We start from the raw sequence: 16,454 nt of genomic DNA, 5'->3' as shown, positions 1-16,454 counted from the left end.
GCTGATCTTCTTGCTGAAGACTGTGGCGGTCACGGTACTGAAGAGTACGACGAGATGCTAGAGTTGGTGGAAATGGAACTTCGTGATCTATTGAGCGAATATGAATTCCCTGGTGATGATACTCCAATCATCGCTGGTTCTGCTCTTATGGCATTGAACGGTGAAGATGATAACGAGCTAGGTACAACTGCTGTTAAGAACTTGGTTGAAGCTCTTGATTCTTACATCCCAGAGCCAGAGCGTGATACAGACAAGCCATTCCTAATGCCGATTGAGGATGTTTTCTCAATCCAGGGTCGTGGTACTGTAGTAACTGGTCGTATCGAAAGTGGTATCATCACTGTTGGTGAAGAAATCGAAATCGTTGGTATTAAAGAAACGACTAAGACGACTTGTACTGGTGTTGAGATGTTCCGCAAGTTGCTAGACGAAGGTCGTGCTGGTGAGAACTGTGGTATTTTGTTGCGTGGTACTAAGCGTGATGAAGTTGAGCGTGGTCAGGTATTGACTAAGCCAGGCGCAATTACTCCACACACTAAGTTCGAAGCAGAAATCTATGTGTTGGGTAAAGATGAAGGTGGTCGTCATACGCCATTCTTTAAAGGCTACCGTCCACAGTTCTACTTCCGTACAACTGACGTAACTGGTTCTTGTGAATTGCCAGAAGGCGTTGAAATGGTAATGCCTGGTGATAACGTTCAGTTGTCAGTAACACTGATTGCTCCAATTGCGATGGACGAAGGTCTTCGTTTTGCGATCCGTGAAGGCGGCCGTACAGTTGGCGCTGGTGTTGTTGCAAAGATCACTGAGTAGTAGTATAATGTGCCCCTCTCTAAATAGAGGGGTATTTAAATAGGCCAGTAGTTCAATTGGTAGAGCGTCGGTCTCCAAAACCGAAAGTTGGGGGTTCGAGTCCCTCCTGGCCTGCCACCTTTTCTCCTCTTTAGCGCGCACAATGAATTCAAATATTGAAAATCAAAAATCTCCATTAGATATCGTGAAATGGGTTCTGGTTGCTGCACTGGTGTCAGTGGCAGTTGTTGGAAACTCTGTCTTTAGTGATGAGTCCTTGTTGTATCGTGTGATTGCTGTGCTTGTTTTGGCAGTGGTTGCTTTGGGTATTACTTTGACAACTGAGCATGGAAAGCAGTTTTCTTCATTTGTTCGTTTGTCTTGGGCTGAAGTTAAGAAGGTTGTGTGGCCAACAAGAGAAGAAACACGTCAAACAACAATTATTGTTGTTGTGGCTGTTCTTATTGTTGGCGTTATTTTGTATCTGATGGATACGTTGTTTGGTTGGCTTGTTAAGTTGCTGATTGGTTAGAGGTTTATATGTCCAAGCGCTGGTACGTTGTTCAAGCTTACTCTGGCTATGAAAAAAGAGTGATGAACTCTTTAAAAGAGCAAATCAACCTGAAGGGAATGGAAGAGCACTTTGGTGAGATTCTGGTTCCAACTGAAGAAGTTATAGAAATGCGCGAAGGGAAGAAGCGCAAAAGTGAACGTAAATTCTATCCTGGTTATGTGTTAGTTAATATGGATATGAATGATGATACGTGGCACTTAGTCAAAAGCACTTCCAGAGTTTTAGGGTTTATTGGTGGTACGGCCGATAAGCCAGCGCCGATTACACAACGCGAAGCGGATGCAATTCTTCAGCGCGTAGAGTCCGGTGTTAATAAGCCTCGTCCGAAAACGTTGTTTGAAGCCGGTGAGGTTGTTCGAGTTAATGATGGTCCGTTTGCGGACTTTAATGGTGTTGTTGAAGAAGTGGATTATGAAAAGAGTCGGGTAAAAGTTTCGGTTCTTATTTTTGGTCGTTCAACACCAGTGGAATTAGAGTTTGGTCAGGTTGAAAAAACCTGATAATTAATCGGGGAGCCGTAAGGCGTTACTACCCAATAGGAGTAAATAATGGCTAAGAAAATTGAAGCTTACATCAAGTTGCAGGTTGCAGCTGGTCAAGCAAATCCAAGTCCGCCGGTAGGTCCTGCTCTAGGTCAGCACGGTGTAAATATCATGGAATTCTGTAAGGCATTCAATGCTAAAACACAGAAGATGGAGCCTGGTCTTCCGGTTCCTGTGGTAATTACAGTGTATGGCGATCGCTCTTTCACTTTTATTACGAAAACACCGCCAGCTTCAGTTCTTTTGAAGAAGGCAGCGGGTTTGAAGAGTGGTTCTTCTCGTCCTAATACTGACAAAGTTGGTAAAGTGACACGTGCGCAGTTGGAAGAAATTGCTACAACGAAAATGGCTGACTTGAATGCATCTGATATGGATTCAGCGGTTCGTATTATTGCTGGTACAGCACGAAGCATGGGCTTAGAGGTGGAGGGTTAATCATGGCTAAACTTACTAAGCGCGCTAAACTTGTTGCAGAAAAAGTAGATGCTGAAAAGCAATATTCTGTAGAAGAAGCTGTATCTCTATTGAAAGAGCTAAGCACTGTTAAGTTCACTGAGTCTGTTGATGTTTCTGTGAACCTTGGTATTGATGCTCGTAAGTCAGATCAAAACGTACGTGGTGCTACTGTTCTACCAAACGGTAACGGTAAATCAGTTCGTGTTGCTGTGTTCACTCAAGGTGAAAACGCTGATAAAGCTACAGCTGCGGGTGCAGATGTTGTTGGTATGGACGACCTTGCTGCTGATGTTAAAGCGGGTAACATGGACTTTGACGTAGTGATTGCAACTCCAGACGCTATGCGTGTAGTTGGTCAGCTAGGTCAAATTCTTGGTCCTCGTGGTTTAATGCCTAACCCTAAGGTTGGTACTGTAACTGCTGACGTTGAAACTGCTGTTAAAAACGCGAAAGCTGGTCAGGTTCGTTACCGTAATGATAAGGCAGGTATCATTCATACTGCTATCGGTAATGTTACATTTGATGCGGCTCAAATCACAGGTAACCTGGAAGCATTGTTGGCTGACCTTAAGAAAGCAAAGCCAGCTTCTGCAAAAGGCGTATTTTTGAAGAAGGTAACGCTTTCTTCAACTATGGGTCCAGGTCTTGCGATCGATCATACGGCGCTTGATATTTAATCAAGGCCAGACAGAACTTTGGGGTCTCTAGTAATAGAGGCCGTCAAAGACCGCAGGTGTTTTAAATAAAACTTAATATCCTGCGCAGATGGTGTGTACCCCTTCAGAATACTGAATTGTCACACCAAAGTTAGCTCTTCGGGGCATTAAATAACTTTTAGGAGTTAAATTGTGGCTTTAGGACTTATTGATAAAAAAGCAATTGTTGCTGAAGTCCAGGAAGCTGCTCAGTCAGCTCAGTCTGCTGTTGTTGCTGATGCACGTGGTGTATCTGTAACGGAGATGACTGCTTTGCGTAAAGAAGCTCGTGAAGCGGGTGTATGGATGAAAGTTGTCCGTAATACACTGGCTAAGCGTGCTGTTGAAGGCACTGAATATGAGTGTCTGACTGAAAACTTCGTTGGTCCAACTTTGATTGCATTTTCTAATGAGCACCCAGGTGCTGCTGCGCGAATCTTTAAAGATTTTGCGAAAGGAAATGACAAGTTTGAAGTTAAGGCAGCTGCCTTTGAAGGTAAGATTGCAGATGCAAACTTACTGGCAACGCTACCAACTTACGACGAAGCGATCGCAAAGCTAATGAGCGTGATGAAAGAAGCAGCCGCTGGCAAACTGGTTCGTACAATTGCTGCGATCCGCGATCAGAAAGAACAAGAAGCAGCTTAATTATTGTCGTCCGTTGGATGCAGTACTGGTTGTTTAGTGAAAAATTAACGAGCGAAAGCTCATATATGATTTCGGGATAATATTATGTCTCTATCTAAAGACGATATCATCAATGCAGTTGCTGAAATGTCAGTAACTGACGTTGTAGAATTGATTGAAGCAATGGAAGAAAAATTCGGCGTAACTGCAGCGGCAGCAGCAGTAGCAGTAGCTGGCGGCGACGCTGGCGGTGCAGCTGAAGAGAAAACTGAATTTGACGTTGTTCTTACTGGCGCAGGCGAGAAGAAAGTTAACGTTATTAAAGCAGTACGTGCAATCACTGGTCTAGGCTTGAAAGAAGCAAAAGGCATGGTTGACGGTGTTCCTTCTACAGTTAAAGAAGGCGCTTCTAAAGAAGAAGCTGAAGAAGCGAAGAAGCAGCTTGAAGAAGCTGGTGCAAGCGTTGAGATCAAGTAATCTCAAAACTGCACAAATAGCTCTATAGTAATACTGGCTGGCGGCCTTTGTCGCCGGCCTTTTACCGTTTATAAAGTACAAAATTAATAGTGTCACCCGCACTAGAGCGATCGCTGGTAAAGAGCTGAGGATCACTAATGGCTTACTCATATACCGAGAAAAAACGAATTCGGAAGGACTTCAGTAAAGTGCCTCCGGTAATGGATGTGCCTTACTTATTGGCAATCCAACTGGATTCGTACAAGAAGTTTTTACAATCGGATGTCGATGTTGCGTCCCGTATGGAGATGGGGCTACATGCAGCATTTAAGTCTGTATTTCCTATAGTATCTTTTTCTGGAAATGCAGCGTTGGAATACGTTAGTTATCGGTTAGGCAAGCCTGTATTCGATGTTAAGGAATGTGTGCTTCGTGGAATTACTTATTCCGCACCGTTACGTGTTAAGGTTCGTTTGATTATCTACGATAAAGAGTCTTCAACGAAGGCTATTAAGGATATCAAAGAACAAGAAGTTTACATGGGTGAAATGCCACTCATGACGGAGAATGGTACTTTCGTTATCAATGGTACCGAGCGTGTTATCGTATCTCAGTTGCACCGTTCACCAGGTGTGTTCTTTGATCATGATAAAGGTAAGACGCACTCTTCTGGTAAGTTGCTGTATTCAGCACGTATTATTCCATATCGTGGTTCTTGGTTAGATTTCGAATTTGACCCGAAAGATAATGTATTTGTTCGTATTGACCGTCGCCGTAAGTTACCTGCGACTATCTTGATGCGTGCACTTGGCTATGAAGCTGAACAAGTACTGGATATCTTCTTTGAAACCTCAAGTTATGAATTCCGTAAAGACGGCGTTTATCTTGAGTTAGTTGCCGGCCGTTTGCGTGGTGAGACAGCAACCTTTGACCTTGTTGATGACAAAGGTGAAGTGATCGTAGAAACGGGTCGTCGTATTACGGCTCGTCATATTCGTACAATGGAAAAGGCAGGCCTTGAGTGGTTGAAAGTACCTGTTGAGTACCTATGTGGAAAAACCATCGCGAAGAACATTATTCACCCTGCGACAGGTGAAATTCTTTGTGAATGTAACTCTGAAATTACCATGGAGTTACTGGAAACTTTTGCACAAGCTGGTATTACAAACATTGAAACTTTGTATACCAATGATCTGGATTGTGGTTCGTTCATCTCTGACACGCTTAAAGTAGATCCTACCAGAAACAAGCTAGAAGCTTTGGTAGAAATTTATAGAATGATGCGTCCTGGTGAGCCACCGACCAAAGAATCTGCAGAAGCTCTGTTCCATAACCTGTTCTTTACTGATGAGCGTTATGACTTGTCGACTGTAGGTCGTATGAAGTTTAACCGTCGCTTGGGTCGTGAAGAAACGACAGGCGAAGGCATTCTTTATGATGGTGTCTACTTCGATGAAGACACCAGTAAGCCTTCAGACATCGTTGATGTACTGAAAACACTGGTTGACATCCGTAACGGTAAAGGCACGGTCGATGATATCGATAACCTTGGCAACCGTCGTATCCGTTCTGTTGGTGAGATGGCTGAAAACCAGTTCCGTGTAGGTTTGGTTCGTGTTGAGCGTGCAGTGCGTGAACGTTTGAGTTTGGCTGAGTCTGAAGGTTTGATGCCTCAGGATTTGATTAATGCTAAGCCAGTTGCTGCGGCAATCAAAGAGTTCTTTGGTTCAAGCCAGTTGTCTCAGTTTATGGATCAGAACAACCCGCTTTCAGAAGTGACTCATAAGCGACGTGTTTCTGCGTTAGGCCCTGGTGGTTTGACTCGTGAACGTGCAGGCTTTGAGGTTCGAGATGTACACGCAACTCACTATGGTCGTGTTTGTCCGATTGAAACGCCAGAAGGTCCGAACATTGGTTTGATCAACTCTTTGGCGAGTTATGCGCGCACCAATGAATATGGCTTCTTGGAGAGTCCATACCGTAAAGTTGTTGATGGTGTGGTGACTGACGATATTGATTACTTGTCAGCGATCGAAGAAACAGAAATGGTGATTGCTCAGGCAAACGCAGAGCTTGATGAAGGTAATAATCTGGTCGGTGAATTGGTTCCAGTTCGTCATCAGGAAGAATTTACCGTGATGTCGCCTGAAAAAGTAGACTATATGGATGTATCGCCACGCCAGGTGGTATCCGTAGCTGCATCTTTGATTCCGTTCCTTGAGCACGATGATGCGAACCGTGCATTGATGGGGTCAAACATGCAGCGTCAGGCTGTTCCGACGTTGGTCGCTGAAAAGCCTGTGGTTGGTACGGGTATGGAGCGATACGTTGCTCGCGACTCCGGCGTATGTATCATTGCGGACCGTGGTGGTGTGATCGAAAGTGTAGACGCTTCCCGAGTAGTTGTACGTGTTAATAACGATGAAACAGCGGCTGGTGAAGCTGGTGTTGATATCTATAACTTAACCAAATATGTACGTTCAAACCAGAACACTTGTATTAACCAGCGTTCTGTTGTTTTTCCGGGCGACAAGATAGCCCGTGGTGATGTATTGGCTGATGGACCGTCCGTTGATTTGGGTGAGCTTGCGCTTGGTCAAAATATGCGTATCGCCTTCATGCCTTGGAATGGTTATAACTTCGAGGATTCGATTCTAGTATCTGAGCGCGCTGTTCAGGAAGATCGTTTTACAACCATTCATATTCAGGAATTAACTTGTATCAGTCGTGATACTAAGTTGGGCTCTGAAGAGATTACAGCCGATATCCCTAATGTGGGCGAGTCTGCATTGGCGAAGCTGGATGAGTCTGGCATTGTTTATGTCGGTGCGGAAGTAGGTCCTGGTGACATTCTTGTTGGTAAAGTGACACCTAAGGGTGAAACTCAGCTAACGCCTGAAGAGAAGCTGCTTCGTGCAATTTTCGGTGAAAAAGCATCGGATGTAAAAGATACATCGCTTCGCGTTAAGACGGGTACCAAAGGTACGGTCATTGACGTTCAGGTGTTTACCCGAGATGGCGTTGAAAAAGATCAGCGTGCTTTGGATATTGAAAAGGCACAGCTGGACGAATTCCGTAAAGATCTAATGGCTGAGTTCACTATTGTTGAACGTGCGACGTTTGAGCGTTTAAGTGCTGCTTTGGTTGGAAAAGAAATCATTGCTGGCCCAGGCATTAAAAAGGGCGACAGTTTAACTCAGGAATATTTGGATAACCTGGCGCACGATCAGTGGTTCAAACTGAATCTTGCTGACGAATCTTTGAATGAGCAGCTTGAGGCAGCTCAGGATTACTTGAAGACTCATCGCAAAGAGCAGGATGAGAAATTCGAAGATAAGAAGCGTAAGATTCAGACAGGCGATGACTTGGCTCCTGGTGTTCTTAAGATTGTCAAAGTTTATGTGGCAATTAAACGTCGTATTCAGCCTGGTGATAAGATGGCTGGTCGTCACGGTAACAAAGGTGTAATTTCAGCAATTATGCCGGTGGAAGATATGCCGCATGACGAGAACGGTGTGCCGGTTGATATCGTACTTAACCCACTGGGTGTACCTTCGCGTATGAACGTTGGTCAGGTATTGGAAATGCACCTAGGCCTTGCAGCGAAAGGGCTGGGTGATCGAATCAATGAAATGCTCAGAGAAGAAAGAGAGCGTCTGGAAAAAGTCCAGCTGCTTCGCGACTTCCTGAAGCAGATCTATAATTCTGAAGTGGCTGACTGTACTGGCGGTAAGGTTGAGGATATCGACTCACTGTCTGAACAGGAAATTCTGGATCTTGCAGCAAACTTAAGAGGCGGTGTGCCGATGGCAACGCCTGTGTTTGATGGGGCAAAAGAAGCTGAAATTAAGCACATGTTGAAACTTGCCGGTCTGCCTGAAAGTGGTCAGATGACCATGTTTGATGGTCGTACGGGTCAGAAGTTTGACCGTAAGGTAACGGTTGGCTACATGTATATGCTCAAGTTGAACCACTTGGTTGATGACAAGATGCATGCCCGTTCAACAGGCTCTTACAGTCTTGTAACTCAGCAGCCGTTGGGTGGTAAGGCTCAGTTCGGTGGACAGCGTTTCGGAGAGATGGAGGTATGGGCGCTGGAAGCATACGGTGCGGCTTATACTCTGCAAGAAATGCTGACAGTTAAGTCAGATGATGTGAACGGTCGTACGAAGATGTATAAAAACATCGTAGACGGCGATCACAGTATGGACCCGGGTATGCCTGAGTCGTTTAACGTACTGGTTAAAGAAATTCGTTCGCTTGGCATCGACATCGAACTAGAAACTGAATAATTAACTTAGTATTACTATGAGCCTGAGGAATTCCGAAGGCTCATAAAGCTAAATGAGGCTTTATCAATGAAAGACCTGTTAGGCTTGCTGAAGTCACAAGGCCAATCTGAAGAATTTGATTCGATTCGTATTGGTCTTGCATCACCAGAAATGATCCGTGCGTGGTCATTTGGTGAAGTTAAAAAACCGGAAACGATTAATTACCGTACATTCAAGCCTGAACGTGAAGGCTTGTTCTGTGCGAAGATCTTTGGCCCTATCAAAGATTACGAATGCTTGTGTGGTAAATACAAGCGAATGAAGCACAGAGGCATTATCTGTGAGAAGTGTGGCGTTGAAGTTACACTCTCAAAGGTACGTCGTGACCGTATGGGTCATATTGAACTTGCAAGTCCTGTTGCGCATATTTGGTTCCTAAAGTCTTTGCCGTCTCGTATCGGTATGCTTTTGGATATGACGTTACGCGATATTGAACGTGTACTCTATTTTGAATCGTTCGTGGTAATCGAGCCTGGCATGACCACGCTTGAAAAAGGCCAGATGTTGAACGATGAAGAATACTTCGAAGCGTTAGAGCAATTCGGTGATGACTTCGATGCCCGTATGGGAGCAGAAGCAGTACAGTACTTGCTTCAGGATTTGGATTTAGATCAAGAAATCACTGAAATTCGTGAAGAAATTCCCGCGACCAATTCTGAGACTAAGCTTAAGAAGCTTACAAAGCGCTTAAAATTACTTGAGTCTTTTGTGAAGTCAGGAAATCGCCCTGAGTGGATGATTCTTGAAGTGTTACCTGTGCTTCCGCCTGATCTTCGCCCGTTAGTTCCGTTGGATGGTGGTCGTTTTGCGACGTCTGATCTAAACGATTTGTATCGTCGAGTGATCAACCGTAACAATCGTTTGAAGCGTCTGTTGGAGCTTAGCGCTCCTGACATTATCGTGCGCAACGAAAAGCGTATGCTTCAAGAGTCTGTGGATGCGTTGCTTGATAATGGTCGACGTGGCCGTGCAATCACGGGATCAAATAAGCGTCCACTGAAATCACTGGCTGACATGATTAAGGGTAAAGGCGGTCGTTTCCGTCAGAACCTACTAGGTAAGCGTGTTGATTATTCTGGTCGTTCGGTGATTACCGTAGGTCCTCAGTTACGTTTGCATCAGTGTGGTCTTCCTAAGAAGATGGCGCTTGAGCTATTTAAACCGTTTATTTTCTCTAAGCTTGAGCTACGTGGTCTTGCAACTACGATTAAAGCTGCTAAGAAGATGGTTGAGCGCGAAACAGCAGAGGTTTGGGATATTCTTGCGGAAGTAATTCGTGAGCATCCGGTTCTTCTTAACCGTGCACCTACACTTCACCGTCTTGGTATTCAGGCATTTGAACCAGTACTGATTGAAGGTAAAGCGATTCAGTTACACCCATTGGTTTGTGCGGCGTATAACGCTGACTTTGATGGTGACCAGATGGCTGTGCACGTACCGCTGACAACTGAAGCTCAGTTGGAAGCGCGTGCGTTGATGATGGCAACCAATAACGTTTTATCACCTGCGAACGGTGATCCGATTATTGTGCCTTCGCAAGACGTGGTATTGGGTCTTTACTATATGACCCGTGATCGAATCAATGCTCAAGGTGAAGGCCTTGTGTTCTCTGATATCGAAGAAGCGCACCGCGCTTACTGGTCTGGCCGTGCCCACTTGCAGGCCAAGATTAAAATTCGTATCCGTGATGTTGTGATCGATGACGATGGAAATCGCCATGAAAAAACCGAGATTCGTGAAACGACGGTAGGTCGAGCATTGTTGTTTGAAATCGTTCCTGAAGGCATTTCTTTTGAAATGGTTAACCAGGCGATGAAGAAGAAAGCCATCTCTGCGCTTTTGAATCAGTGTTATCGAGTGATTGGTCTAAAAGATACCGTGGTATTTGCTGACCAATTAATGTACACCGGTTTCCATTATGCAACCCTATCCGGTTCTTCCATTGGTGTGAATGATTTCGAAATTCCTAAAGAAAAAGCGGGAATTATTGAAGCTGCGGATCAGGAAGTAAAAGAGATTGAATCTCAGTATGCGTCAGGTCTTGTAACGCAAGGTGAGAAGTACAACAAAGTTATTGATATTTGGTCGCGTGCGAACGAAGTGGTTTCCACAAAGATGATGGAAAACCTGGGTAAAGAAACCGTAGTTGACCGTGAAGGCAACGAGGTTCAGCAAGACTCATTCAACTCCGTTTACATGATGGCCGATTCTGGCGCTCGTGGTTCCGCAGCTCAGATTCGTCAGTTGTCTGGTATGCGTGGTTTGATGGCTAAGCCGGATGGCTCAATCATCGAGACGCCAATTGTGGCGAACTTCCGTGAAGGTTTGAACGTTCTTCAGTACTTTATTTCAACGCACGGTGCCCGTAAAGGTTTGGCGGATACGGCATTGAAAACGGCGAACTCCGGTTATCTGACTCGACGTTTGGTGGACGTTGCTCAGGACGTGGTTGTTACTGAAAATGACTGTGGTACGGAAGAAGGCTTAATCATGACGCCGCTCATCGAAGGCGGTGACGTTGTTCTGCCGTTGGGTGATCGAGTACTGGGTCGAGTGGTTGCTCTGGATGTTATGCAGCCAGGCAGTGATGATATTGCGATCGAAAAAGGCACTTTGATTGATGAGCGTTGGGTTAAGCGTTTAGAAAACATGGGTGTGGATGAAATCGTTGTTCGCTCTGCAATTACCTGTGAAACGCGCTTTGGTATCTGTGCTAAGTGTTACGGTCGTGATTTGGCTCGTGGTCATCAGGTGAACCCTGGTGAGTCTGTGGGTGTTATTGCTGCACAGTCGATTGGTGAGCCGGGTACACAGCTTACCATGCGTACCTTCCATATTGGTGGTGCTGCTTCAAGAGCGTCTGCTGTTGATAATATTCAGGTTAAGAACGGTGGTACCGTTCGTCTTCGCAAGCTTAAGCACGTACAACGTGAAACGGGTGAGTTGGTTGCGACTTCTCGTTCAGGCGAATTGGCGATTGCGGACGAGTTCGGCCGAGAGCGTGAGCTTTATAAATTGCCTTACGGTGCCGTTATTAGCGTTCAGGATGGCGATGCAGTGACGTCGGGCCAGATCGTTGCGAATTGGGACCCACACACTCACCCAATCGTTTCTGAAGTATCGGGTCGTGTTAAGTTCGTTGGCATGGAAGATAAAATTACCATCGACCGCCAGACTGATGAATTAACCGGTTTATCCAGTATTCAGGTAATTGATCCGAAAGATCGCCCTGCTGCAGGTAAAGACATTCGTCCGATGGTTCAGTTGTTTGACGAAAACGGTAACGAACTTAAATTTGCTAACTCTGGTGCACCGGCACAATATCTGCTGCCAGGTAGTGCGTTGGTGAGTGTTGAAGACGGTGCTGAGGTTAAGGTGGGTGATGTTGTTGCTCGTATTCCTCAGGAATCTTCAGGTAACAAAGATATTACCGGTGGTTTGCCGCGAGTTGCTGACTTGTTTGAAGCGCGTAAGCCTAAAGAGCCTGCCATTCTTGCTGAAATCACAGGTGTTATTGGTTTCGGTAAAGAAACCAAAGGTAAGAAGCGTCTACAAATCACGCCAACTGATGGCAGTGAAGCGTACGAAGTATTGATCCCTAAGTGGCGTCACCTGAACGTATTTGAAGGTGAGTCGGTAACTAAGGGTGAAGTGATTGCTGACGGTCCTGCAAGTTCTCATGATATTTTACGCTTGTTGGGTGTTGAGGCCTTGGCTCAATACATTACAAACGAAGTGCAGGACGTATATCGCTTACAGGGCGTTGTAATCAACGATAAGCACATTGAAGTTATTATTCGTCAGATGTTGCGTAAAGTTGATGTAGCTGCTGCAGGTGATAGTGACATGATTCCTGGTGATCAGGTTGAATTGTCAGATGTTCTTGAACTGAACAAAGAACTTTCAGCTCAGAATAAGGTTACTGTCAAATTTGAGCACGTATTGCTTGGCATTACGAAGGCATCATTGTCGACTGAATCGTTCATCTCTGCGGCTTCTTTCCAGGAGACAACACGAGTTCTGACCGAAGGTGCGGTGATTGGTAAGCGCGATTACTTGCGTGGCTTGAAAGAGAACGTTGTTGTAGGTCGCTTGATCCCGGCGGGAACAGGTTTGACTTACCATAAAGAGCGTAAGCGTCGTAAGCAGCAGGAGTTGGATCCATTCATTGCTCCAACTTTGAATGCGGACGAAGCAGAAGAACGTCTGTCTGAAGAGATGAAGGGCATCGAGTAATTGGTGACTTCACGCTCTTAGACTTGACTAGGATTGCTGAGGTCTTTAGAATTCGGCATCCTGAATAATGGTGAGACCTGTTTGGGTTTCACCTTTTCTTGTTTTTTTGATTACTTAATTGGAGTTGTTTTAATGGCAACGATTAACCAGTTGGTACGTAAACCGCGTAAGCGCGTTGTAGAGAAGAGCAATGTACCTGCATTGCAAGCTTGCCCTCAGCGTCGTGGTGTTTGTACCCGTGTGTATACAACTACACCAAAGAAGCCAAACTCTGCATTGCGTAAAGTTTGTCGTGTTCGCCTGACTAATGGTTTTGAAGTTACTTCATACATTGGTGGTGAAGGTCATAACTTGCAAGAGCACAGTGTTGTTCTAATCCGTGGCGGTCGTGTTAAGGATTTGCCTGGTGTTCGTTATCACACAGTTCGTGGTAGCTTGGATACCCAAGGTGTTGCAGATCGTAAGCAAGGTCGTTCTAAGTACGGTACTAAGCGTCCTAAGGGTTAATAACCCGGTAATAAGATAGCTTTACTGTAGATAAGATGTAAGGCCAAGCAAAAATTGATGTATTAGTCTTGGGGAAACCTGAAGACCTTTGAGGACTTATCAATGCCAAGAAGAAGAGTTGTTGCAAAACGTGAAGTTCTTCCAGATCCTAAATTTGGAAACACTACGTTGGCAAAATTTATGAACCATGTAATGGTTAGTGGTAAAAAATCAACAGCGGAAAAAATTGTATACGGCGCACTAGACGTGGTTGCTGAACGTACAAACGCTGATCCACTAGAAATGTTCGCTAAAGCACTGGAATCAATCCAGCCTATGGTTGAGGTTAAGTCTCGCCGTGTAGGTGGTGCTACGTACCAAGTTCCTGTAGAAGTACGTCCAAGCCGTCGTGAAGCTTTGTCTATGCGTTGGTTGGTGGATGCTGCTCGTGGCCGTGGTGAAAAATCTATGGCGTTACGTCTGGCAAATGAAATGCTAGATGCTGCAGAAGGTAAAGGTTCTGCTGTTAAGAAGCGTGAAGACGTGCATCGTATGGCTGAAGCCAACAAAGCGTTCTCTCACTACCGCTTCTAATAACTCAGGAGAACTACAGTGGCACGTACAACCCCAATTGAAAGATATCGTAATATTGGAATCTGTGCTCATGTGGATGCGGGTAAAACTACAACCACAGAACGCGTACTGTTCTATACAGGTATCTCCCATAAGATAGGGGAGGTGCATGACGGTGCTGCGACAATGGATTGGATGGAGCAGGAGCAGGAACGGGGTATTACTATTACTTCGGCTGCGACCACTTGTTTTTGGAGTGGGATGGCTAAGCAATTCGATGAGCATCGTATTAATATCATTGATACGCCAGGACACGTTGACTTTACGATTGAAGTAGAGCGCTCTTTGCGTGTTTTGGATGGTGCGGTTGTTGTGTTGTGTGGTTCTTCGGGTGTTCAGCCTCAAACTGAAACAGTTTGGCGTCAGGCTAACAAATATGAAGTTCCTCGCATGGTCTTTGTGAATAAGATGGACCGTGCGGGTGCTGATTTCTTTATGGTTGTTGAGCAACTTAAAGATCGTCTTGGAGCGACTGCAGTGCCTTTGCAGATAAATATTGGCGCTGAAGAAGGGTTTGCTGGTGTTGTTGATTTGATTCGCATGAAAGCAATCATGTGGAACGAAGAGGACATGGGTGCAACCTTTGAGTTGGAAGATATTCCGGCAGAGCTACAGGATAAGGCAGCTGAGTACCGTGAGCTCATGGTAGAAAGTGCTGCAGAAGCAAACGAAGAATTAATGGATAAATACCTTGAAGAAGGTGATTTGTCCGATGACGAAATTAAAGCTGCAATTCGTCAGCGTACCTTAGCAAATGAAATCATCCCTGTGATATGTGGGTCTGCCTTTAAGAATAAAGGTGTTCAGGCCATGTTGGACTGTGTAGTTGATTATTTGCCTTCGCCTACTGAGGTGAAGCCGATTGAAGGTACACTGGATGATGCAGAGCAGAGTTTGGCTGTTCGTAAAGCAGATGATAATGCACCTTTTTCTGCATTGGCATTTAAGATTGCTACCGACCCATTTGTTGGGACGCTGACATTCTTCAGGGTTTACTCTGGTGTATTGAATGGCGGCGACAGCGTTGTTAACTCTGTGAAAGGTAAGAAAGAGCGTGTTGGCCGAATGGTGCAGATGCATGCCAATAGTCGTGAAGAGATCAAGGAAGTGCGTGCTGGCGATATTGCTGCTGCTGTTGGTCTTAAAGATGTAACGACTGGTGATACATTATGTTCCATTGCGGAGCCGATCATTCTTGAGCGTATGGAGTTCCCGGAGCCGGTGATTTCGGTTGCAGTAGAGCCCAGAACGCAAGCTGATCAGCAGAAGATGGGGATTGCTTTGGGCAAACTAGCTCAGGAAGACCCTTCTTTCCGTGTTGAGACAGACGAAGAAACCGGTCAAACAATTATTTCAGGCATGGGTGAACTTCATCTTGATATTATTGTTGATCGTATGCGCCGAGAATTCAGTGTTGAGGCAAATGTTGGTGCTCCGCAAGTAGCATACCGTGAAAGAATTCGTTCAACGATTGATATTAATCATAAGTTTGTTCGTCAATCCGGTGGTCGCGGTCAATATGGGCATGTTGTGCTTAAATTTGAGCCACAAGAAAATGCCGATTCCGATACGTTAGAATTCGTAAATGAAATTGTTGGTGGTGCTGTACCTAAGGAATACATTCCTGCGGTTGAGAAAGGTATTGCCGAGCAGTTGCAGAACGGTGTGTTGGCTGGATACCCGGTGTTGGGTGTGAAGGCTACGCTGTATGACGGCTCTTTCCATGATGTTGACTCGAATGAAATGGCGTTTAAAATCGCTGCTTCACAGGCAACAAAAAAACTTTCATCGGAAGGTGATCCAGCTTTGATGGAGCCGATGATGCAGGTTGAGGTGGTTACTCCGGAAGACTACATGGGTGACGTGATGGGTGATCTTAATCGTCGTCGTGGTCTGGTGCAGGGTATGGAGGATTCACCGTCAGGCAAAGTTATTAATGCTGAGGTTCCTCTGTCTGAAATGTTTGGTTATGCGACGGATTTGCGTTCAGCAACCCAGGGTCGTGCAACCTATTCGATGGAATTTGCAAAATATGCAGAAGCACCTGCAAACATTGCAGAAGAAATTATTAAGAAAAACACTGGTCATTAATTTTATTTTTTGAGGTATTTGAAAGTGGCAAAGGAAAAATTTGAACGTTCCAAACCGCATGTTAACGTTGGTACTATTGGCCACGTTGACCACGGTAAAACTACTCTAACTGCAGCGCTTACTCGTGTATGTTCTGAAGTATTCGGTGGCGAAAAGGTTGACTTCGCAAACATCGATAACGCTCCTGAAGAGCGTGAGCGTGGTATTACTATTGCGACTTCACACGTAGAGTACGATTCAACGGATCGTCACTATGCGCACGTAGATTGCCCAGGACACGCCGATTACGTTAAGAACATGATCACTGGTGCTGCTCAGATGGACGGCGCTATCTTGGTATGTGGTGCGACTGATGGTCCTATGCCACAGACTCGTGAGCACATCCTTCTTTCTCGTCAGGTTGGTGTACCGTACATCGTAGTATTCTTGAACAAAGCTGATCTTCTTGCTGAAGACTGTGGCGGTCACGGTACTGAAGAGTACGACGAGATGCTAGAGTTGGTGGAAATGGAACTTCGTGATCTATTGAGCGAAT

Annotated in this window: 13 protein-coding genes and 1 tRNA gene; all 14 read left to right on the top strand. The window is 45.2% G+C overall.

Annotated features, from left to right (window positions below):
• A partial coding sequence (locus tag ABD744_RS16435) for an elongation factor Tu (RefSeq protein ID WP_344799641.1) occupies nucleotides 1-813 on the top strand: 813 nt, incomplete at its 5' end.
• A 41-nt stretch (nucleotides 814-854) separates the two neighbouring features.
• Nucleotides 855-930: transfer RNA gene (locus tag ABD744_RS16430), tRNA-Trp, on the top strand.
• Nucleotides 931-955: 25 nt separating this feature from the next.
• A complete protein-coding gene (gene secE / locus ABD744_RS16425; RefSeq protein ID WP_344799640.1) occupies nucleotides 956-1,324 on the top strand; it encodes a preprotein translocase subunit SecE in 369 nt (122 codons plus the stop codon).
• Between the two features lie 8 nt (nucleotides 1,325-1,332).
• The gene (gene nusG, locus ABD744_RS16420) at nucleotides 1,333-1,866 is read left to right on the top strand and encodes a transcription termination/antitermination protein NusG (RefSeq protein ID WP_344799639.1); all 534 of its coding nucleotides are present in this window, start codon (nucleotides 1,333-1,335) and stop codon (nucleotides 1,864-1,866) included.
• A 48-nt stretch (nucleotides 1,867-1,914) separates the two neighbouring features.
• The gene (gene rplK / locus ABD744_RS16415) at nucleotides 1,915-2,343 is read left to right on the top strand and encodes a 50S ribosomal protein L11 (protein WP_344799638.1); all 429 of its coding nucleotides are present in this window, start codon (nucleotides 1,915-1,917) and stop codon (nucleotides 2,341-2,343) included.
• A gap of 2 nt (nucleotides 2,344-2,345) precedes the next feature.
• Complete coding sequence (gene rplA, locus ABD744_RS16410) at nucleotides 2,346-3,041, top strand: 50S ribosomal protein L1 (RefSeq protein ID WP_344799637.1); 696 nt, start codon at nucleotides 2,346-2,348, stop codon at nucleotides 3,039-3,041.
• 171 nt (nucleotides 3,042-3,212) lie between these two features.
• Nucleotides 3,213-3,707 (top strand): 50S ribosomal protein L10, encoded by a 495-nt coding sequence (rplJ, locus tag ABD744_RS16405; protein WP_344799636.1) that lies wholly within the window; start codon nucleotides 3,213-3,215, stop codon nucleotides 3,705-3,707.
• An 84-nt stretch (nucleotides 3,708-3,791) separates the two neighbouring features.
• Entirely contained in the window at nucleotides 3,792-4,163 is a 372-nt protein-coding gene (gene rplL / locus ABD744_RS16400) for a 50S ribosomal protein L7/L12 (RefSeq protein ID WP_344799635.1), read from the top strand.
• 137 nt (nucleotides 4,164-4,300) lie between these two features.
• Nucleotides 4,301-8,434: a DNA-directed RNA polymerase subunit beta gene (rpoB, locus tag ABD744_RS16395; protein ID WP_344799634.1), complete on the top strand. Its 4,134-nt coding sequence runs from the start codon at nucleotides 4,301-4,303 to the stop codon at nucleotides 8,432-8,434.
• A gap of 66 nt (nucleotides 8,435-8,500) precedes the next feature.
• Nucleotides 8,501-12,709, top strand: coding sequence for a DNA-directed RNA polymerase subunit beta' (gene rpoC / locus ABD744_RS16390; RefSeq protein WP_344799633.1), 4,209 nt, complete (start codon nucleotides 8,501-8,503; stop codon nucleotides 12,707-12,709).
• 132 nt (nucleotides 12,710-12,841) lie between these two features.
• Entirely contained in the window at nucleotides 12,842-13,216 is a 375-nt protein-coding gene (gene rpsL / locus ABD744_RS16385; protein WP_344799632.1) for a 30S ribosomal protein S12, read from the top strand.
• A gap of 102 nt (nucleotides 13,217-13,318) precedes the next feature.
• Nucleotides 13,319-13,789: a 30S ribosomal protein S7 gene (rpsG, locus tag ABD744_RS16380; RefSeq protein WP_344799631.1), complete on the top strand. Its 471-nt coding sequence runs from the start codon at nucleotides 13,319-13,321 to the stop codon at nucleotides 13,787-13,789.
• Nucleotides 13,790-13,807: 18 nt separating this feature from the next.
• On the top strand, nucleotides 13,808-15,919 hold the full coding sequence (gene fusA, locus ABD744_RS16375) for an elongation factor G (protein WP_344799630.1): 2,112 nt from the start codon (nucleotides 13,808-13,810) through the stop codon (nucleotides 15,917-15,919).
• 24 nt (nucleotides 15,920-15,943) lie between these two features.
• On the top strand, nucleotides 15,944-16,454 hold a 511-nt coding region (locus tag ABD744_RS16370; protein ID WP_344799629.1), incomplete at its 3' end, for a GTP-binding protein.

It is taken from the genome of Litoribacillus peritrichatus (genome assembly GCF_039537985.1).
Taxonomy (GTDB): domain Bacteria; phylum Pseudomonadota; class Gammaproteobacteria; order Pseudomonadales; family Litoribrevibacteraceae; genus Litoribacillus; species Litoribacillus peritrichatus.
The sequence above is the reverse complement of the archived record's forward strand: the minus strand, read 5'-3'. Positions and strand labels throughout refer to the sequence as shown.